The sequence below is a fragment of the Kitasatospora sp. NPDC056731 genome, assembly GCF_040687675.1.
In the GTDB taxonomy this organism is placed as follows: Bacteria; Actinomycetota; Actinomycetes; order Streptomycetales; family Streptomycetaceae; genus Kitasatospora.
Genome location: NZ_JBFBNR010000014.1, coordinates 188,877 through 208,428 on the forward strand (window position 1 = coordinate 188,877; position 19,552 = coordinate 208,428).

General features: G+C 73.4%; 13 protein-coding genes. All 13 read left to right on the forward strand.

From position 1 onward, the window contains the following. Positions 1 to 10: 10 nt before the first annotated feature. Positions 11 to 535, forward strand: coding sequence for a TIGR00730 family Rossman fold protein (locus tag AB0R04_RS17545; protein WP_363372017.1), 525 nt, complete (start codon positions 11 to 13; stop codon positions 533 to 535). Between the two features lie 13 nt (positions 536 to 548). Next, positions 549 to 1,238 (forward strand): SDR family oxidoreductase, encoded by a 690-nt coding sequence (locus AB0R04_RS17550; protein WP_363372020.1) that lies wholly within the window; start codon positions 549 to 551, stop codon positions 1,236 to 1,238. A gap of 35 nt (positions 1,239 to 1,273) precedes the next feature. Next, positions 1,274 to 2,284 carry a methionine synthase gene (locus tag AB0R04_RS17555; RefSeq protein WP_244293362.1) on the forward strand — a complete coding sequence of 337 codons (1,011 nt, stop codon included), beginning with the start codon at positions 1,274 to 1,276 and terminating at the stop codon, positions 2,282 to 2,284. A gap of 22 nt (positions 2,285 to 2,306) precedes the next feature. After that, positions 2,307 to 4,613: an NAD-dependent DNA ligase LigA gene (gene ligA / locus AB0R04_RS17560; RefSeq protein ID WP_363372057.1), complete on the forward strand. Its 2,307-nt coding sequence runs from the start codon at positions 2,307 to 2,309 to the stop codon at positions 4,611 to 4,613. A 295-nt stretch (positions 4,614 to 4,908) separates the two neighbouring features. After that, positions 4,909 to 6,828 (forward strand): bifunctional diguanylate cyclase/phosphodiesterase, encoded by a 1,920-nt coding sequence (locus tag AB0R04_RS17565; protein ID WP_363372023.1) that lies wholly within the window; start codon positions 4,909 to 4,911, stop codon positions 6,826 to 6,828. Positions 6,829 to 6,991: 163 nt separating this feature from the next. Beyond that, the gene (gene gatC / locus AB0R04_RS17570; protein ID WP_030057414.1) at positions 6,992 to 7,288 is read left to right on the forward strand and encodes an Asp-tRNA(Asn)/Glu-tRNA(Gln) amidotransferase subunit GatC; all 297 of its coding nucleotides are present in this window, start codon (positions 6,992 to 6,994) and stop codon (positions 7,286 to 7,288) included. A 5-nt stretch (positions 7,289 to 7,293) separates the two neighbouring features. After that, the gene (gene gatA, locus AB0R04_RS17575) at positions 7,294 to 8,787 is read left to right on the forward strand and encodes an Asp-tRNA(Asn)/Glu-tRNA(Gln) amidotransferase subunit GatA (RefSeq protein ID WP_363372026.1); all 1,494 of its coding nucleotides are present in this window, start codon (positions 7,294 to 7,296) and stop codon (positions 8,785 to 8,787) included. After that, positions 8,784 to 9,059, forward strand: a complete 276-nt coding sequence (locus tag AB0R04_RS17580; protein ID WP_350884604.1) for a hypothetical protein — start codon at positions 8,784 to 8,786, stop codon at positions 9,057 to 9,059. The genes gatA and AB0R04_RS17580 overlap by 4 nt, the downstream gene beginning before the upstream one ends. A 77-nt stretch (positions 9,060 to 9,136) precedes the next feature. Next, the gene (gene gatB / locus AB0R04_RS17585; RefSeq protein WP_363372028.1) at positions 9,137 to 10,648 is read left to right on the forward strand and encodes an Asp-tRNA(Asn)/Glu-tRNA(Gln) amidotransferase subunit GatB; all 1,512 of its coding nucleotides are present in this window, start codon (positions 9,137 to 9,139) and stop codon (positions 10,646 to 10,648) included. Between the two features lie 257 nt (positions 10,649 to 10,905). Beyond that, entirely contained in the window at positions 10,906 to 11,064 is a 159-nt protein-coding gene (locus AB0R04_RS17590) for a hypothetical protein (protein ID WP_159398431.1), read from the forward strand. A 134-nt stretch (positions 11,065 to 11,198) separates the two neighbouring features. Beyond that, positions 11,199 to 14,240, forward strand: a complete 3,042-nt coding sequence (locus AB0R04_RS17595) for an AAA family ATPase (RefSeq protein WP_363372031.1) — start codon at positions 11,199 to 11,201, stop codon at positions 14,238 to 14,240. Between the two features lie 533 nt (positions 14,241 to 14,773). Then, positions 14,774 to 17,707: an EAL domain-containing protein gene (locus tag AB0R04_RS17600; protein ID WP_363372059.1), complete on the forward strand. Its 2,934-nt coding sequence runs from the start codon at positions 14,774 to 14,776 to the stop codon at positions 17,705 to 17,707. Positions 17,708 to 18,038: 331 nt separating this feature from the next. Beyond that, positions 18,039 to 19,552: acetolactate synthase large subunit (locus AB0R04_RS17605; protein ID WP_363372033.1), on the forward strand; the 1,514-nt coding region annotated here is incomplete at its 3' end.

The following is a 19,552-nucleotide window of genomic DNA, read 5'->3' on the forward strand; positions in this document are numbered from 1 at the left end:
AGGTAGCACTATGAATATCTGCGTCTTCTGCTCCGCGTACTCGCTCGACGACCGCTACTCCGCTCCCGCCGCCGAGTTCGCGCGGCTCCTCGGCGAGGGCGGGCACACCCTGGTGTGGGGCGGCTCGAACGCCGGGCTGATGGGGCTGCTGGCCGATGAGGTGAAGGCGGCGGGCGGCAGGCTGGTCGGGGTGCTCGTCGAGATGCTGAGGCACAAGGGGTACGTCGGCGCCGACGAGTTGGTGATGACCGAGGACCTCGCCGAGCGGAAGGCGGAGCTGGCCGCCCGGGCGGACGCGATCGTCGTGCTGGTCGGCGGGCTGGGCACCCTCGACGAGGTGACCGAGGTGCTGGAGCTCAAGAAGCACGGCATGTTCGACAAGCCGGTGATCGTCCTGGACACCGAGGGCTTCTACGCGGGCCTGCGCATGCAGATGGAGCGGATGGACACCGAGGGCTTCCTGCCGCGCCCGCTCGCCGAGCTGATCAGCTTCGCCGACACCCCGGCTCAGGTGTTTGAGCAGCTCAAGGCCTGATTAGATCAGCACCATGGCTGCACATCTGATCACCGGCGCCGGCTCCGGCATCGGCGCCGTCCTGGCCGAGCGTCTCGCCGAGCGCGGCGACGACCTCTGGCTGTTCGCCCGCGACGCCCGCCGCGCCGCCGAACTGCGCGAGCGCTTCCCCGGGGCGCAGACCCTGGTCGGCGACCTCGGCGACCCGGCCAAGCTCTCCTGGGCCCTCGGCCACCAGGCGCTGCCCGTCGAGCTCGACTCCCTCCTGCACGTCGCGGGCATGGTGGAGCTGGGTGCGGTCGGCGAGCTGCCGGTCAAGGCCTGGCAGAGCACCCTGGCCGTCAACCTGGTCGCCCCCGCCGAGCTGACCCGGCTCCTGCTGCCCTCGCTGCGCCTGGTCAAGGGGCACGTGGTGTTCGTCAACTCCGGTGCGGGCCTGAGCGCCTCCGCCGAGTGGTCGGCCTACGCGGCGAGCAAGCACGGCCTCAAGGCGCTCGCCGACGCGCTGCGTCAGGAGGAGCACGCGAACGGCGTCCGGGTCACCTCGGTCTACCCGGGCCGCACCGCCACCGCGATGCAGGCCAAGGTGCACCAGCAGGAGGGCAAGGCCTACGACGAGGACCGCTTCATCGCCCCGGAGTCGGTGGTGAAGGCGATCCTCGCCGCCCTGGACGCCTCCCGCGACGCGGAGCTCACCGACATCACCGTCCGCCCCGGGCGCTGACCTCGCCGGGGCGGCGGCGCACTAGGCTCGGGCGGGTGAGCACCGGAGACACCTTCCCCGACCTGCGCGGCGCCGCCACCGGCGTCGGTTCGCTGCCCGGCACCGACGCACGGGAGGCCGCCAAGACCTCCACCGGCGCGCTGGAGCAGCTGCCGTTCCTGCCCGAACTCCCCGCCCGGGGGCCGGGCGCCGACATGATCGGCCGCGGCGCCGGCCTGCTGGTCGAGCTGTTCGCACAGACCGAACCGTCCGGCTGGCGGTTCGCCGACCGCCCCGGCCGGGACACCCGGCGCGCGCACTCCTGGCTGGGCGAGGACCTGGACGCGCTGGAGGAGTTCACCCAGGGCTACCAGGGCGCGCTCAAGCTCCAGGCCGTGGGCCCGTGGACGCTGGCGGCGAGCATCGAGCTCAGGCACGGCGAGAAGGCGCTCTCCGACCACGGCGCCTGCCGGGACATCGCCGGCTCGCTCACCGAGGGCCTGCGCCGCCACCTGGCGGACGTCCGCCGTCGGGTGCCCGGCGCGCAGCTGGTCCTCCAGCTCGACGAGCCCTCGCTGCCCGCCGTGCTGGCCGGTTCGGTGAAGACCGCCAGCGGCTTCCAGCGGTTGCGCTCGGTGGACCGGCAGGTCGCCGAGGAGGTGCTGCGCGAGACGATCCGCGGCCTGGACGTGCCGGTCGTGGTGCACTGCTGCGCCCCGCAGGTCCCGCTCCCGCTGCTGCGCCGGGCCGGGGTGGCCGGGGTCTCCCTCGACTTCTCCCTCCTCACCGAGCGGGAGGACGACGACCTCGGCGAGGCGGTCGAGGCGGGCACGGCGATCCTCGCTGGTGTCGTGCCCTCCACTGACCAGGAGGTGTCCGACCCGGCCGGTAGTGTCCAGGGTGTCAGGACCTTGTGGCGCAGGCTCGGGTTCGCCCCGGAGCTGCTGGGCCGCCGCGTGCTGGTGACGCCGACCTGCGGGCTGGCCGGGGCGTCCCCGGCGTACGCGCGCAAGGCGCTGTCGCTTGCGGCGCGGGCGGCGCAGAGCCTGGTGGACAACCCGGAATGAGAACGTAGGAGGGCTTGCGGTGGTGGCTGTCGAGGGCTGGGAGGACGTCCCTGCGGAGGTGCGCAGGCGGCACGCCGAGCTGGTCGTGGAGATCACCGAGCACCGCGCCCGGTACTACGTGCAGGACGCCCCGGTCGTCAGCGACGCCGAGTTCGACGTCCTGATGCGCGAGCTGGAGGCGGTCGAGGCCGCGCACCCGGCCCTGGTGACGCCGGACTCGCCGACGCAGGAGGTCGGCGGCGACGTCGCGGAGGGCTTCACCAAGGTCGAGCACCGCGAGCGGCTGCTCAGTCTCGACAACGCCATGGACGACGAGGAGCTGGCGGCCTGGGCGGACCGGGTCGCCCGCGAGCTGGACGGCATCGACTACCACTACCTGTGCGAGCTCAAGGTGGACGGCCTGGCCGTCAACCTCACCTACGAGCGCGGCCAGTTGGTCCTCGCCGCGACCCGGGGCACCGGCCGGGTCGGCGAGGACATCACCGCCAACGTCCGCACCATCAAGGAGATCCCGCAGCAGCTCACCGGCGACGACCTGCCCGAGCTGGTCGAGATCCGCGGCGAGGTCTACCTGCCCACCGAGGCCTTCGAGGAGCTGAACGCCTCGCTGGCGGCGGAGAACGAGCGCCGCCGGGCGGAGAACGAGGAGCGCGCCAAGGAGGGCAAGCGTCCGCAGGCGCTGCTCCACCTGTTCGCCAACCCCCGCAACGCCGCCGCCGGTTCGCTGCGCCAGAAGGACCCGCTGGTCACCGCGTCCCGTCCGCTGCACATGGTGGTGCACGGCATCGGCGCCCGGGTCGGCTTCGACATCGACTGCCAGTCGCACGCCTACGACCTGCTGCGCGCGTGGGGCCTGCCGACGGCCCGGCACAACAAGGTGGTCGGGACGCTCGACGAGGTGCGGGCGTTCATCGAGCACTTCGGCGAGCAGCGGCACTCGGTCGAGCACGAGATCGACGGCGTCGTGGTCAAGGTGGACGAGATCGCCCTGCAAGGGCGGCTCGGTTCCACCTCCAAGTCCCCGCGCTGGGCGATCGCCTGGAAGTACCCGCCGGAGGAGGTCACCGGCAGGCTGGCCGCGATCAAGGTCGGCATCGGCCGCACCGGCCGGGCCACCCCGTACGCGGTGCTGGCCGAGCCGGTGAAGGTGGCCGGCTCGATGGTGCAGTACGCGACGCTGCACAACCAGCAGGTCGTCAAGGCCAAGGGCGTGCTGCTCGGCGACACCATCGTGCTGCGCAAGGCCGGCGACGTCATCCCGGAGATCCTCGGCCCGGTGGAGAGCCTGCGGGACGGCACCGAGCAGGAGTTCGTGATGCCCTCGCACTGCCACGAGTGCGGGGCCGAGCTGCGCCCGATGTCCGAGGGGGACATCGATCTGCGCTGCCCCAACGCGCAGTTCTGCCCGGCGCAGATCCGCGAGCGGATCGCCTTCCTGGGCGGCCGTTCCTCGCTGGACATCGAGGGCCTGGGCTATGTCGCGGCGACCGCGCTGACCCAGCCGCTGGAGCCGGCCGAGGCGCCGGTGCGGGACGAGGGCGACATCTTCGGCCTGACGATGGAGCAGTTGCTGCCGATCGAGGTGCTGGTCCGCGACCAGAAGACGGGCATGCCCAAGCTGGACGACCGCACCGGCAAGGAGAAGAAGGCCACCTTCTTCGCGAACCAGAAGGGCGAGCCCAAGAAGACGGCGGGCGTGCTGCTGGAGAATCTGGAGAGGGTGAAGGAACGTCCGCTGTGGCGGTTCCTCAACGGCCTCTCGATCCGGCACGTCGGGCCGGTCGCGGCGCAGGAGCTGGCACGGGAGTTCCGGGACCTCGACCGGATCTTCTCGGCCACCGAGGAGGAGCTGGCCGCCGTCGAGGGGGTCGGGCCGATCATCGCCCGTTCCGTCGTCGAGTGGTACCAGGAGGAATGGCACCGGGGGATCCTGGAGAAGTGGCGCGCGGCCGGCGTCCGCTTCACCGAGGAGCCCGCCGACGAGGAGGAGGCGGAGCGCCCGCTGGAGGGCCTGACCGTCGTGGTCACCGGCACCCTGGCCGGGCACACCCGGGACGGGGCCAAGGAGGCGCTGACCTCGCGCGGCGCGAAGGTGACCGGTTCGGTATCGAAGAAGACAGATTTTGTCGTGGCCGGTGACAACCCCGGGTCCAAGTACGACAAGGCCGTTCAGCTCGGACTGCCGGTCCTGGACGACGCCGGCTTCGCCGTGCTGCTCGCCGACGGAGCGGCCGCGGCCCGCGCCCACCTCGGCCTGCCCGAGGTCGGGACGGCCCCCGCCGAGGCCACCCCGGAGGCCGCCCCGGAGGCCGACCCGAGCGGAGCGTGACCGAACCCGTCTTGTTATCGTCCTGATGCAACGTCACCGGGTGTCGCACCGTGAAAGCGGGCATTGTGTCACTGTGCGACACCCGGGCGCGGTGGCGCGTTTCCGGTTGTCCGAAAGTCTGCCCACCGGGTGGACCCCGGCATACCCTGGAGCGCAACAGAGTGTCAGCAGGGGTGGGGGCACCGGCTGAGCCGGTGCTCCGCGGGGTCGCTCCATGCCCGGCAGCTGTCGGTACCGGCACGGTGCCTCACCGTAAGGCGGCCTGACGGGGCGGGCCCGACGGAGGACAGGGCTTATGGATCGTACGACCGGCGGTGCGCCCACACGCCCGCCGCAGGGGGTGGCAGGTGCGGTCCTGCTGCTCGGCGTGCTGCTGGCCGGTGCCGCGCCGCTCATCCCGCTGGCCGTCCTGGTCTACCGGTACGAGCCCGAACTGCTGCCGCTGTTCGCGGTGCCGCTGGCGGTGCTGGTCGCCGCCTGGCGGATCGCCCGCGACCGCGCCCGTGACCAGCTGACCGACCCGCTGACGGATCTGCCCAACCGTCAGGCCCTGTTGATGGCCGCCCAGGAGGCGATCGCGGAGCGTGCGGAAGGTTACAGCGTCGGTCTCATCTTGCTCGATCTCGATCGCTTCCGATCACTCAACGACACCCTCGGTCACACCGCCGGCGACCGGCTGCTGGTGCACATCGCCCGCCGGCTGCACCGCGCGCTGCGCTCCGGAGGCCCGGCCGGCAGCGCCACCCGGGAGTCCATCGACGACGTCTTCGCCGGCCTGCCCCGGAACTACCGGCGCGGCCGCCCGATGGTGGCTCGGATGGGCGGCGACGAGTTCGCCGTGCTGCTGCCCGGCATCAACTGCCCGGACAGCCTGGAGCGGGTCGCCAAGGCGCTGATCGCCGAACTCGCCGCGCCGATCCGGCTGGACGGGCTGCTGCTCGTGCTGGAGGCCAGCGCCGGCGTCTGCGTCTACCCGCAGCACGCCCAGGACGCCGAGGCGCTGCTGCGTCGCGCCGACGTGGCGATGGGCCATGCCCAGCGCGGTTGCAGCGGCGTCGCGCAGTACGACGAGACCCAGGACGCCGACACGCCGTACCGGATAGGGCTGCTCGGCGACCTGCGGCGGGCCCTGGAGACCGGCGAGGTGCAGCTGCACTACCAGCCCAAGGTGGCCTTCGACGGCCGGGTGGTCGGCCTGGAGGCGCTGCTGCGCTGGGAGCGCCCCGGCCAGGGCCGGGTCTCGCCGGACGAGTTCGTCGGGCTCGCCGAGTCCAGCGGCCTGATGCCCCGGCTCACCGACTACGTGCTGGAGGCCGCCGTCGGGCAGCTCGCCTACTGGCGGGACCAGGGCCTCCAGGTGCAGGTCGCGGTCAACGTCTCCCCGCGCGACGTGCTCAACCCCGGCTTCGCCCAGCGCGTCGCCGGCCACCTCGTCCGCCACCAGGTGCCGGCCCACGCGCTCCAGCTGGAGATCACCGAACGGCTGCTGCTGGACGACTCCCGCCGGGCCGCCGACACCCTCGCCGAACTGCGCGGCTACGGCGTCGGGATGTCCCTGGACGACTTCGGCACCGGCCACTCCTCGCTGGTGCGGCTGCGCAGCCTGCCGGTCGGCGAGCTGAAGATCGACCGCTCCTTCGTCTCCCGGATGGTCATCGACGACCACGACGCGGCGGTGGTGCGCTGCTCGGTGGAACTCGCCCACTCGCTGGGCCTGACCGTGGTCGCCGAGGGCGTCGAGGACGACGAGACCTGGGAGCGGCTGCACTGCATGGGCGTGGACGCCGTCCAGGGCTGGCTGGTGTCGGCCGCGATGCCGGCCGAGCAGGCCACCGCCTGGCTGCGGGTGCACCGCACCGGCGCCCCGCCGGTGGAGCGGCTGGTCCCCCCGCCGGGCCGGCTGCCGTCGGCCCTCCACGCGGTGCAGGGGGGCCAGGGCCTGCCGGTCCAGCCGGTGCTGCCGCCGGCCGCCCAGCCGGTGGTCCAGCAGGCCATCGCGCCGGTGCTGCCGTCGACCCTCCCGTCGGTGCTGCCCCCCGCGCTGCCCCCGACGCTCCCGCAGGCCGTGCAGGCCGTGCAGGCCGTGCAGGCCGTGCAGGCCGTGCAGGCCGTGCAGGCCGTTCAGGCCGCGCCCGCGCCCCAGCCCGTGTCGGCCGCGCAGATCGAGATCAAGGCGCCGGGCACGCAGAGTTGGGCCCGCACCAGGCCGCAGTGACGGGCGCACACGCTTACTCGTTGGCCGGTGGCCGGGCCGGGCCCCATAGGATGGGGTCCAAAGACCACGAGGACGGAGCACCGGACCGGTTGCTCCTGCCCGGGCCCGGCACCGCCTGCGCGCGGCGCCGGGCCTCACCAGAACTCACCCTGAGGATCGCTGCATGCCTGGCATCACGCGCGAGGAGGTCGCCCACCTCGCCCGGCTGTCGCGTCTTGAGCTGAAGCCCGAAGAGCTGGACCACTTCGCCGAGCAGCTCGACGTGATCATCGGCGCGGTCGCCCGCGTTTCCGAGGTCGCCGGACAGGACGTCCCGCCGACCTCCCACCCGCTCCCGCTGACCAATGTGATGCGCGCGGACGAGGTGCGGCCGTCGCTCACCCCGGAGCAGGCGCTGTCCGGCGCCCCCGCCGCCGAGGAGCAGCGTTTCCGCGTGCCCCAGATCCTCGGGGAGGACTGACCGAGATGACCGAGTTGATCAAGTACACCGCCGCTGAGACGGCTTCCGCCATCGCCAAGGGCGAGGTGTCCGCCGTCGAGGTGGCGCAGGCGCACCTGGACCGCATCGGCGCCGTCGACAAGAAGGTCAACGCCTTCCTGCACGTCGACACCGAGGGCGCGCTGAACGCCGCCAAGGCCGTCGACGAGAAGCGCGCCAAGGGCGAGGAGCTGGGCCCGCTGGCCGGCGTCCCGCTCGCGCTGAAGGACGTCTTCACCACCAAGGGTGTGCCGACCACCTGCGGCTCCAAGATCCTCGAAGGCTGGATCCCGCCGTACGACGCCACGCTGACCACCCGTCTCAAGGACGCCGGCGTGGTCATCCTCGGCAAGACCAACATGGACGAGTTCGCGATGGGCTCCTCCACCGAGAACTCCGCCTACGGCACGACCGGCAACCCGTGGGACCTCTCCCGCATCCCCGGCGGCTCCGGCGGCGGCTCGGCCGCCGCGCTGGCCGCCTTCGAGGCCCCGCTGGCGATCGGCACCGACACCGGCGGCTCGATCCGCCAGCCCGGCGCCGTCACCGGCACCGTCGGCGTCAAGCCGACCTACGGCTCGGTCTCCCGCTACGGCCTGGTCGCCTTCTCGTCCTCGCTGGACCAGGGCGGCCCGTGCGCCCGCACCGTGCTGGACGCGGCGCTGCTGCACGAGGCCATCGCCGGGTACGACCCGATGGACTCCACCTCGATCGACGCGCCCGTCCCGGCCGTGGTCGAGGCCGCCAAGCTGCGCGACGTGCGCGGCATGCGGATCGGCGTGGTCAAGGAGTTCGCCGGCGAGGGCTACCAGGCCGGCGTGATGGAGCGCTTCAACGAGTCGGTGGAGCTGCTGCGCGAGCTGGGTGCCGAGGTCGTCGAGGTCTCCTGCCCGTCCTTCACCCTGGCGCTGCCGGCGTACTACCTGATCGCGCCCAGCGAGGCCTCGTCCAACCTGGCCCGCTTCGACGCGATGCGCTACGGCCTGCGGGTCGGCGACGACGGCTCCCGCTCGGCCGAGGACGTCACCGCGCTGACCCGCGAGGCCGGCTTCGGCCCGGAGGTCAAGCGCCGCATCATCCTCGGCACCTACGCCCTCTCCTCGGGCTACTACGACGCCTACTACGGCTCGGCCCAGAAGGTCCGCACGCTCATCTCGCGCGACTTCGACGCCGCCTTCGCGGGCGTGGACGTGCTGGTCTCGCCGACCACGCCGACCACCGCCTTCCCGATCGGCGAGCGCGCCGACGACCCGATGGCGATGTACCTGGCCGACCTCTGCACGATTCCGTCGAACCTCGCGGGCAACGCGGCCATGTCGCTGCCCTGCGGTCTGGCCCCGGAGGACAATCTCCCGGTCGGCCTGCAGATCATCGCACCCGCGATGGCGGACGACCGCCTGTACCGGGTGGGCGGCGCCGTCGAGGCCGCACTCAACGACAAGTGGGGGCACACCCTGCTGGAGGAGGCACCGGCACTGTGAGCAAGATCGAGAAGGCCAAGGCCCCGTCGTCCCTCAAGGCACCGTCGTCCCTGAAGGGCTTCAAGCACAGCAAGCCGGGCCTCTGGCTGTCCATCGGCACCAGCGCCTTCGGCGCGGTCTCGGTCGTCAAGGACGTCCGGAAGGCCCGCGAGGAGAGCGACACCCTCAAGCTGGTCAACGCCCTGGTCGGCGCCGCCGCGCTGATCACCGGTACCGCCCTGCTGGTGCGCGAGCTGCGCCAGCTCGGCTCCGACGACGTCCTGCTGGGCTGAGCTGAGCGCCCCGGCCCGGCCCCGCGCGAGCGGCGGCCGGGCCCGTACCTCCCAAGTCTTTTAGTGAAGGGGACGCTGTGAGCGTCATGAACCTGGTCTCCTACGAGGACGCTCTCGCGTCGTACGACCCGGTGATGGGCCTTGAGGTCCACGTCGAGCTGGGCACCAAGACCAAGATGTTCTGCGGTTGCTCGACCGAGCTGGGTGCCGAGCCGAACAGCCAGACCTGCCCGACCTGCCTGGGCCTGCCCGGCTCGCTGCCGGTGGTCAACGCGATCGGCGTGGAGTCGGCCGTCAAGATCGGCCTGGCGCTGAACTGCGAGATCGCCGAGTGGTGCCGGTTCGCGCGGAAGAACTACTTCTACCCGGACATGCCCAAGAACTTCCAGACCTCGCAGTACGACGAGCCGATCGCCTTCAACGGCTACCTCGACGTGCAGCTGGAGGACGGCTCGACCTTCCGCGTGGAGATCGAGCGCGCCCACATGGAGGAGGACACCGGCAAGTCCAGCCACGTCGGTGGCGCGACCGGCCGCATCCACGGTGCCACCCACTCGCTGCTCGACTACAACCGGGCCGGCATCCCGCTGATCGAGATCGTCACCAAGCCGATCACCGGCGCCGGCGAGCGCGCCCCCGAGGTCGCCAAGGCGTACGTCGCCGAGCTGCGCGAGCTGATCAAGGCGCTGGGCGTCTCCGAGGCGCGGATGGACAAGGGCCAGATGCGCTGCGACGTCAACCTGTCGCTGCGCCCCAACGGCACCGAGACCTTCGGCACCCGTTCGGAGACCAAGAACGTCAACTCGCTGCGCAGCGTGGAGCGGGCCGCCCGGTTCGAGATCCAGCGGCACGCCACCGTGCTGACCGACGGCGGCACGATCATCCAGGAGACCCGGCACTTCCACGAGGAGGACGGCAGCACCACCTCGGGCCGGATCAAGGACAACGCCGAGGACTACCGCTACTTCCCCGAGCCGGACCTGGTGCCGATCGCCCCCGCCCGCGCCTGGGTCGAGGAGCTGCGCGCAGGCCTGCCCGAGCTGCCGCGGGTGCGCCGGGCCCGGCTGCAGGCCGAGTGGGGCCTGTCCGACAAGGACATGCAGTCGGTGCTGAACGCCGGCGCCGTCGAGCCGATCCAGGACACCATCGCCGCCGGCGCCCCGGCCGACCAGGCCCGCAAGTGGTGGATGGGCGAGCTGGCCCGCCGGGCCAACGAGACCGGCACCGAGCTGAGCGAGCAGCCGATCACCCCGGCGCAGGTCGCCCGGGTCACCGCGCTGGTCGCCGAGGGCAAGCTGAACGACAAGCTGGCCCGCCAGGTCATCGAGGCCGTGCTGGCCGGCGAGGGCGAGCCGGACGAGGTCGTCGAGAAGCGCGGCCTGGCCGTCGTCTCGGACGACTCCGCGCTCGGTGCGGCCGTCGACCAGGCCATCGCCGAGAACGAGGCGATCGCCGCCAAGATCCGCGACGGCAAGGTCGCCGCGGTCGGCGCGCTGGTCGGTGCGGTCATGAAGGCCACCCGCGGCCAGGCCGACGCGGCCCGCGTCAAGGACCTGATCCTGGAGCGGCTCGCCGTCGAGGGGCAGTAGGCACAACCCAGAGAATTTGGGCGTCTTTGCCTGAGGTCCTAAGGCGTCTAAGGCGTCTAAGGCCCTCTAAGTAAGGCCTAAGGCCCGGTCTCACCTCTAAAACGAGGTAAGACCGGGCCTTTGCCGTTCCCGGGGCCCCGATCTAAGGCATCCGGGGCCCGGAAGATCGGTAGGGCTTCCGATGCGGCACCCCCCGCTGGGAGAGGAAAGTCTTACTCGACAGCGAAACGCAGTGAAACCCACAGGGGGAACCGAAAGTGATCGAGTACGAGCTCATCCAGCAGCACGCCCACGAGCTGGCCGTCCGCGCCGAGCACGAGCGCCTGGTCCGGGAGGCCAAGGAGGGGCGCCGCCTGCGGCAGCGTCCGGTGGCCGCCCGCTTCCAGCGGCGCCCCGCGCGCCAGCGCGAATGCTGACGGACCGGCACCACGACGGTGCCGAGGGAGTTTCGGAGGGGGAGGCGCAGCAGGGGAGCGCCTCCCCCTCCGGGCGTTCGCCAGGGGAGATAACCCCTCGGCCCGCCACCTCCGGCTATGGCATGCTCGCCTCCATGCAGCAGATATCGGTGAGTCCCGTCTTCGTCGGCCGCGGCAGCGAGATCACCGAACTGACCGACGCGCTGCGCCGGGCCGGCTCCGGCAGCCCGCAGGCCGTGCTGATCGGCGGCGAGGCGGGCGTCGGCAAGACCCGGCTGCTGGAGGAGTTCCTGGAGCGGGCCGCCGCCGGGGGAGCGGTCACCACGCTCGGCGGCTGCCTGGAGATCGGCGCCGAGGGCCTGCCGTACGCCCCGCTGGCCGCCGCGCTGCGCCGGCTGCACCGCTCGCTGGGCGCCGAGCTGGAGGCCGCGGCGGTCGGCAGCGAGGGGCACCTGGCCCGGCTGCTGCCCGAGTTCGGCGAGGCCGACGGCGAACCCAACGACGAGTACGGCCGGGCCCGGCTGTTCGAGCACACCGCGAGGCTGTTCGAGCGGCTCGGCGCGGAGCGTACCCTCGTGTTCGCCGTCGAGGACCTGCACTGGTCCGACCGCTCCACCCGCGAACTGCTCGCCTTCCTGGTCCGCACCCTGCACCGGTCCCGGGTGCTGCTGGTCGCCACCTACCGCTCCGACGACCTGCACCGCCGCCACCCGCTGCGCCCCTTCCTGGCCGAGCTCGAACGGCTGCGCACCGTCCAGCGGCTGGAGCTGGAGCGGTTCGGCCGCGGCGAGGTCGCCGCCCAGCTGGCCGGCATCCTCGGCACCGCCGACCCCGACCGGAAGCTGGTGGACCGCATCCACCGCCGCTCCGAGGGAAACCCGTTCTTCGTCGAGGAGCTGGCCACCGCCTTCGAGGACGGCTGCGGCGCCGGGCTCACCGACTCGCTGCGCGACATCCTGCTGGTCCGGGTGGAGAGCCTGGTCGAGGAGGCCCAGCGGGTGGTGCGGATCGCCGCCGAGGGCGGCTCGCACGTCGAGCACGCCCTGCTGGCGGCCGTCCTGGACGACGACGAGGAGGCGCTGATCGAGGCGCTGCGGGCGGCCGTCGGCGCCAACATCCTGCGCCCGGACGGCGAGGGCGAGGGCTACCGCTTCCGGCACGCGCTGGTCCGCGAGGCGGTCTCGGACGACCTGCTGCCCGGTGAACGGCACCGGATCAACCGCAAGTTCGCGCTCGCCGTGGAGGCGCAGCCGCAGCTGGTCTCCTGCGACGCCCTGCCCGCCCGGCTGGCCAACTACTGGTACCACGCGCACGATCCGGCCCGCGCCCTGCCGACCGCCCTGGACGCCGCCCGGGCGGCCCGCCGCCGCAACGCCTTCGCCGAGCAACTGGGCATGCTGGAACGGGCCCTGGAACTGTGGGACATGGTCTCCGAGGAGGTGCTGGCGCACACCCTGCGCCCGTACGACTGGGCCGAGACCTACCCGCCGGGCTCCTGCGACCACAGCACCGCCGACGGGGACTGCGACCGGATCCAGCTGGTCGACGTGCTGGCCGAGGCGGTGGTCGCGGCCCGGCGCTGCGGCGACCGCGAGCGCGGCCTGAGCCTCGCCAGGCGGGGGCTGCGGCTGGTCGACGAGGCCGTGCACCCGGTGCGCGCGGCCTGGTTCCGGATCAACCGGGCCCGGATGCTGGGCAATCTGCGCCGCTCCGGCGACGACGAGGAGATCCTGCACGCGCACCGGCTGGTCGACCACCTGCCGCCGTCCGCCGTCCAGGCCGAGGTGTTCGCGCTCGGCGCCGGGGTGGCGATGCTCAAGAAGCCCGGCCCCGAGCACATCGAGCTGGCCGAGCGGGCGATCCGGATCGCCCAGGAGGTCGGCGCGCACTCCGTCGAGGTGCACGCCCGGATGACGCTCGGCGGCCTGCGCTACGACGTGCACGGCGACGCCGACGGCGGGCTGGCCGAACTGGCCGGGGCGGTCGAGGCAGCCCGCCGGCTGGGCGTGCCCGACCTGCTGCTGCGCGGCGTCAACAACCTGGCCAGCATGCAGCGCGGGGTGGGCCGGGCCGAGGAGGCGGTGGTGCTGGCCCGCGAGGGCCTGGTCTACGCGGACGGCAACGGCCTGCTGCGCAACATCGGCACCATCCTGACCGGCAACCTGGCCGAGGCGCTGACCGACCTGGGGCGGATCCGGGAGGCCGCCGAGGTGCTCGACGCCTGCGAGCTGACCAGCCTGACCGGCACCCACGCCGAGTTCCTGGACCGGATGCGCGGCGACCTCGCGCTGCTGCGCGGGGACCTGGCCGGCGCGGCGACCATGCTGGCGCAGGCCCGGTCGGCCAACCGGGTCGGCCAGCTCCAGCACAGCGTGCCGATCAGCCGGCTGGCGGTGCGGATCGCCGCGCTCGCCGGTCGGCCGCTGGAGGCCCGGGAGGAACTGCTCACCGCGCTGGCGGAGGAGGGGCGGCTCGGCCACGAGTCCGACGTGTACCCGCTGCTGGTCGAGGCCGCCACGGTGGAGGCGGACAGCCGGGGCCTGCCGGAGGCCGCGGCGGGCCGGGCCGAGGCACTGGCCGCGATCGCCGCGCGGGCGGCCCGGCTGCGGCCGCGGGCGCCGATGCACCACGGCTGGGCCCGGCTGCTGGAGGGCGAACTGGCCCGCGCCGAGGCCGCCGACACCCCGGAGCAGTGGGCCGCCGTGGTCGCCGCGCTGCGGCCGACCGGGCTGCCGTACCCGCTGGCGGTCGCCCTGCTGCGGGCCGGCGAGGCCGAGGTGCTGGCCGGGCGGCGCGAGGCCGGGGTCGAACTGCTGCGCGAGGCGCGGGAACTGGCCACCGTCCGGGGTGACCGTCCGCTGCTGGCGGAGGTCGCGGGCCTGGCCGACCGGGCCGGGCTGACGCTGACCCCGGCGGCGGCCGCGCACCCGGCCGCCGGGCTGGCCGCGACCCCGCCCGCCGGGGAGTCCTTCGGCCTCACCCCCCGTGAGCGGGACGTGCTCCGGTTGCTGGCGCGGGGCTGGAGCAACCGGCAGATCGCGGAGGAGCTGTACATCTCTCCGAAGACCGCGAGCGTGCACGTTTCCAACATCCTGGGCAAGCTCGCGGTCACCGGCCGGGGTGAGGCGGCAGCGCTGGCGCACCGGCTGCGGCTGTTCCCGGACGATCCGGCGTAGGCCCTGTCCCCCCGGGCCTCCCGCTGACCCGAGCGCCCGGCGCCGGGCCCCCCGACCGTCTCCGGTCCGGGCGGCCCGGGGCCGGGCGCCGTCGCGTGCTCCCGTGCGCGCCGCGTGAGCCCCTGGTCGCGCGCCGCCGCCAACCGGGCCGATCCGCCGGAATCGGGTGCATTTCCCCACCCCCTCGCCATTACTCTAAGTTGAGTGCATGTGTCATTGAGTGACGGATTTGGTGTAGGGTCCCGATCGGGAACATCGGTGCGGTGTGGTGACCGGAAGGCCGCCCACCCCCTGGGCCTCCGTCCTGACGGGGCGCCAGGCCACCGCGTACGACCGAGAGGCGCGCGGCCGGTGGCCCGTGGCCGGGGCGCCAGGCCCCGGGCCGGAGGGGGAGAGGCCGAGTGAGCTCCACCGATACGGTGCTGCCCGGGGCCGGACGGCCGGGCGTGCCACCCGCCGACGCGTCCGAGCCCGACACGTCCGCGCCCGGCGCAGCCGCAGCCGGCCCGCCCGCCCCCGGTCGGCGCGGCCCGCTGGGCCGGCTCCGGGAGAGCCGGACGCTGCCCGGCCTCGTCCTCGGCGCGCTCTGCCTGGCCTACGCCCTGGGCGCCGCCACCGGCTGGGGATCCTTCCAACTCTCCATCTTCATGGGCGACTTCGGCCTGGCCGCGGCGGCGCTCGCGGCCGCGCTGTCCTGCCTGGTGTACGGCTGCACAGCCGGCGGGCGCGCCCGCCCGGCCTGGCTGCTGTTCGGCCTCTCCTCGCTCATGGTGGCCTGCGGCAACGGCACCTGGGGCTGGTACGAACTGGTCGCCCGCAGTCCGCTGCCGCAGGACTCGCTCGCCGAGTACGCCTTCCTGCTGTTCTCCCCGCTCGCCATCACCGGTGTCCTGGTGCTCGCCCAGCGCCCGCGCTCGGCCGCCGGCTGGCTCTGCCTGCTGCTCGACGGCTGGCTGATCGCCGGCTCGCTGTTCACCCTCAGCTGGAGCCTGGCGCTCGGCCGGATCGCCGCCGGCGAAGTCGGCTCGCCACTGCGGCTGGCCCTCAACCTGGCCTACCCGGTGCTGGACATCCTGCTGGTCAGCCTGGTCGTCGGGCTGCGCTTCGGCGGCCGGGACGGCAACCGGGCGGCCGTGCACACCGCGATGGTGGCGCTGGCCGTCACCGTCCTGTGCGACGCCCTGTTCACCTCCCCGGAGCTGCGCAGCAGCTACCGCTCGGGCGAACTGCTGGACGCCGGCTGGTTCTCCGGCAGCCTGCTGCTGGCCTGGGCGCCGTGGTCGCCGCGCTGGCGCCGCCCGCTACGCGAGCACCCCTCGGCCGGAGGCCTGCCGCGCCGCCGGGTGGCCACCACCTTCAGCGCGCTCACCCCGTACGCGGCCGCTGCGGTGTGCACCGCCGGGATCCTCTACAACGCCCTCGGCGGGCGGGAACTGGACCGGGTGGTGGCCGCGGCGGCCTGCACCGTCGGCCTGGCGCTCATCCTGCGCCAGGGCGTGATGCTGCTCGACAACCTCTCGCTCGCCCAGGAACTCGCCCACAAGGAGGCACACTTCCGCTCCCTGGTGCAGGGCTCCAGCGACGTCATCATGATCGCCGGCGCCAACGGAGTGCTCTCCTACGTCTCCCCGGCCGCGCTCGGCGTCTACGGGCGGGACCCGGAGGAACTGGTCGGCGGCAACCTGCTGGACCTGGTCCACCCGGAGGACGTGGACCGGGTGCTCGCCGAGGTCCGCCGCTACCTGGCAAGGGTCCGGCTCACCGCCCACCGCTCCCCGGGCACCGCCGAGCCGTCCGCCCGGGTGGAGTGCCGGATCAGCTCCGGCGGCGGCGAGTGGCTGCACGTCGAGTCGACGGTCAGCCGGCACCGTGACGGCCTGATCCTCAACAGCCGGGACGTGACCGAACGCGTGATACTCCAGGCCCAGTTGCAGCACAACGCCTTCCACGACCCGCTCACCGACCTGCCCAACCGGGCGCTGTTCGCCCAGCGGCTGCGGGCCGCCCTCGCCGCCCGCGGCCAGCAGGGCGAGGGCGGCGCCGGGGTCGCGGTGCTCTTCCTCGACCTGGACGGCTTCAAGGCGGTCAACGACACGGCCGGCCACCAGGTGGGCGACGAACTGCTGGTGCAGGCGGCCCGCCGGCTCCAGGGGGCCGTCCGCTGCGGGGACACCGTCGCCCGGTTCGGCGGCGACGAGTTCGCCGCGCTGGTCTGCGGCCCGCTCGGCCGGCTCCAGGTCCAGGAGCTCGCCGAGCGGCTGCGGATCGCGCTCTCCGAGCCGTACTGGATCGGCGGCGCCGAACTCGGTGTCGCCGCCAGCATCGGCATCGCCTTCGGCACCCCCGAACGCGGCCCGGCCGCCGACCCGAGGGCGGCCACCGACGAGCTGATGCGCAACGCCGACCTCGCGATGTACCGGGCCAAGTCCGAGGGCAAGGGCCGGGTGGTGCTCTACAACCCCGCGATGCGGGCCGATCTGGAGCGCCGCACCGAACTGGAGGAGCGGCTGCGGGCCGCCGTCCGGGAGGGCGGCTTCACCCTGCTCCACCAGCCCGTGGTGGACCTCGGCAGCGGCGCGGTGACCGGCGTCGAGGCACAGGCCCGCTGGCGTTCGGCGGGCGGCCTGCTGCTCACCCCGGCCGAGTTCCTGCGCTCGGCCGACCACGGCGACGCGGCCACCCGCTTCTCCCGCTGGCTGGTCCAGGAGGCGGTGACGGCCGCGGCCAACCGGCGCGGCCAGTCCGGCCGCAGCCGCAGCGGCCCCGCGCCCGTCCCGGTCGCGGTCCGGCTCTCCACCGAGCGGCTGTGCTCGCCCGGCCTGTACGAGACGGTGGCCGCGGCGCTGCGCGACAGCCGGCTGCCGGCCGGCGAGCTGGTGATCGAGGTGGCCCGGATGGGCCCGGACTCGCTCGCCGACGAACTCGGCCGCCGGCTGGCCGCGTTGCGCCGGCTCGGGGTCACCACCGTGCTGGCCGGCTACGGCGCCGGCAGCGGCTCGCTCGGCGAGCTGGCCCGGCTGCCCCTGGACGGGCTCAAACTGGACCGCACGCTCGTGCAGGACCTCGGGGAGTCCGCGCTCAGCCGCACGCTCGCCGGGCACGCCCTGCGGCTCGGCCACGACCTCGGCCTGGTCACCGGCGCCGAGGGGGTGGACCTGCCCCGCCAGGTCGCCGCGCTCCAGGAGCTGGGCTGCCGGCAGGCCCAGGGTTCGGCCTTCGCGCCGCCGCTGGACGAGACCCGGCTGCGCCGGGCGCTGGTGCGCCGCGGCTACCCGCTGCCCAGACCGCTCGGCTCGGTCTCGGCCCGGCGCGCGTACCTGGCCGCGGAGGCCCGGACGGGTGGCCGCGGGGAGGGCGGCGGGGGGCGTGTCGTGCATCACCACGGTGCCCCCGACCTGCCCGAACGCCGCGCGGTGACCGGTCCAGGGCCAGGTCCGCATGGCGAGACGGTCATCCCACCTGCTTGACACGCGCCCCCGGACAGGAGGAGGGTCGTTGCCATGCGCACCCGAATTCTCGTACTTGGCGGGCGCGTCGGCTGAGCGGGTTCACACCCCGCTTGTGACAGACCGACGCGCCACCCCTCGCATGCCCTTGGCACGAGGGGTTTTTTGTTGCACTGACGCTGTTCCACCACCGCAAGACCCCTGGCTCCGACCGCCCGATCCGCTCCGATTTCCGGGGAGGAAGCGGGACGATTGGGGCAGAGCCGGCGATCGGCCCGAAACCGGGACCCCACCCTTGCACCACCGGGGCCCGCAACCACCGGGCCGGCACATTCCGAGAAGAGACAGGCAGATGACTGAGCACGCCGCATCCCCCCGCCGCGGGGACACCACGGCCGCCCACGCTCCCGCTCCCCAGCACGTCGTCGAAACCATGACCGGCGCCCAGTCGCTCATCCGCTCGCTGGAGGCCGTGGGCGCGGACACCGTCTTCGGCATCCCGGGCGGGGCCATCCTTCCCGCGTACGACCCGCTGATGGACTCGGCCAAGGTGCGCCACATCCTGGTCCGGCACGAGCAGGGCGCCGGCCACGCCGCCACCGGATACGCCCAGGCCACCGGCCGGGTCGGGGTCTGCATGGCCACCTCCGGCCCGGGCGCGACCAACCTGGTGACCCCGATCGCCGACGCCTACATGGACTCGGTGCCGATCGTCGCGATCACCGGCCAGGTCTCCTCCAAGGCGATCGGCACCGACGCCTTCCAGGAGGCGGACATCTGCGGCATCACCATGCCGATCACCAAGCACAACTACCTGGTCACCGACCCCGCCGAGATCCCCCGGGTGATCGCCGAGGCGTTCCACATCGCCGCCACCGGCCGCCCCGGCCCCGTCCTGGTCGACATCGCCAAGGACGCGCTCCAGGCCACCACCACCTTCCGCTGGCCGGTCGAGCTCTCGCTGCCCGGCTACCGCCCGGTCACCAAGCCGCACGCCAAGCAGATCCGCGAGGCCGCGAAGATGCTGGTGGGCGCCAAGCGCCCGGTGCTGTACGTCGGCGGCGGCGTGATCAAGGCGCGGGCCACCACCGAGCTGCGGATCCTCGCCGAGCTGACCGGCGCCCCCGTGGTCACCACCCTGATGGCGCTCGGTGCCTTCCCCGACAGCCACCCGCAGCACCTGGGCATGCCCGGCATGCACGGCTCCGTCCCGGCCGTCACCGCGCTGCAGAAGGCCGACCTGCTGTTCACCCTCGGCGCCCGCTTCGACGACCGGGTCACCGGCAAACTGGACGGCTTCGCCCCGCACGCCAAGGTCGTCCACGCGGACATCGACCCGGCCGAGATCGGCAAGAACCGCCCCGCCGACGTGCCGATCGTCGGCGACGCCCGCGAGGTGCTGGCCGACCTGATCGTCGCCGTCCAGGCCGAGTTCGACGCCGGACACAAGGGCGACTACTCGCAGTGGTGGGAGAAGCTCGACGAGTGGAAGAAGACCTACCCGCTGGGCTACGAGCCCGCCCCGGGCGGCCGCCTCTCCCCGCAGCAGGTCATCGAGCGGATCGGCCGACTGGTCGGCCCCGAGGCGATCTACGCCGCGGGCGTCGGCCAGCACCAGATGTGGAGCTCGCAGTTCATCCGCTTCGAGAAGCCGGGCACCTGGCTCAACTCGGGCGGCGCGGGCACCATGGGCTACGCCGTCCCCGCCGCGATGGGCGCCAAGGCCGGCCGGCCGGACACCGCGGTCTGGGCGATCGACGGCGACGGCTGTTTCCAGATGACCAACCAGGAACTGGCCACCTGCGCCCTGAACGACATCCCGATCAAGGTCGCGGTCATCAACAACGGCTCGCTCGGCATGGTCCG

Coding starts and splice junctions, on each gene's coding strand:
- AB0R04_RS17545 (WP_363372017.1), top strand. CDS start 11: ATGAATATCTGCGTCTTCTGCTCCGCGTACTCGCTCGACGACCGCTAC.
- AB0R04_RS17550 (WP_363372020.1), top strand. CDS start 549: ATGGCTGCACATCTGATCACCGGCGCCGGCTCCGGCATCGGCGCCGTC.
- AB0R04_RS17565 (WP_363372023.1), top strand. CDS start 4,909: ATGGATCGTACGACCGGCGGTGCGCCCACACGCCCGCCGCAGGGGGTG.
- gatC (WP_030057414.1), top strand. CDS start 6,992: ATGCCTGGCATCACGCGCGAGGAGGTCGCCCACCTCGCCCGGCTGTCG.
- gatA (WP_363372026.1), top strand. CDS start 7,294: ATGACCGAGTTGATCAAGTACACCGCCGCTGAGACGGCTTCCGCCATC.
- AB0R04_RS17595 (WP_363372031.1), top strand. CDS start 11,199: ATGCAGCAGATATCGGTGAGTCCCGTCTTCGTCGGCCGCGGCAGCGAG.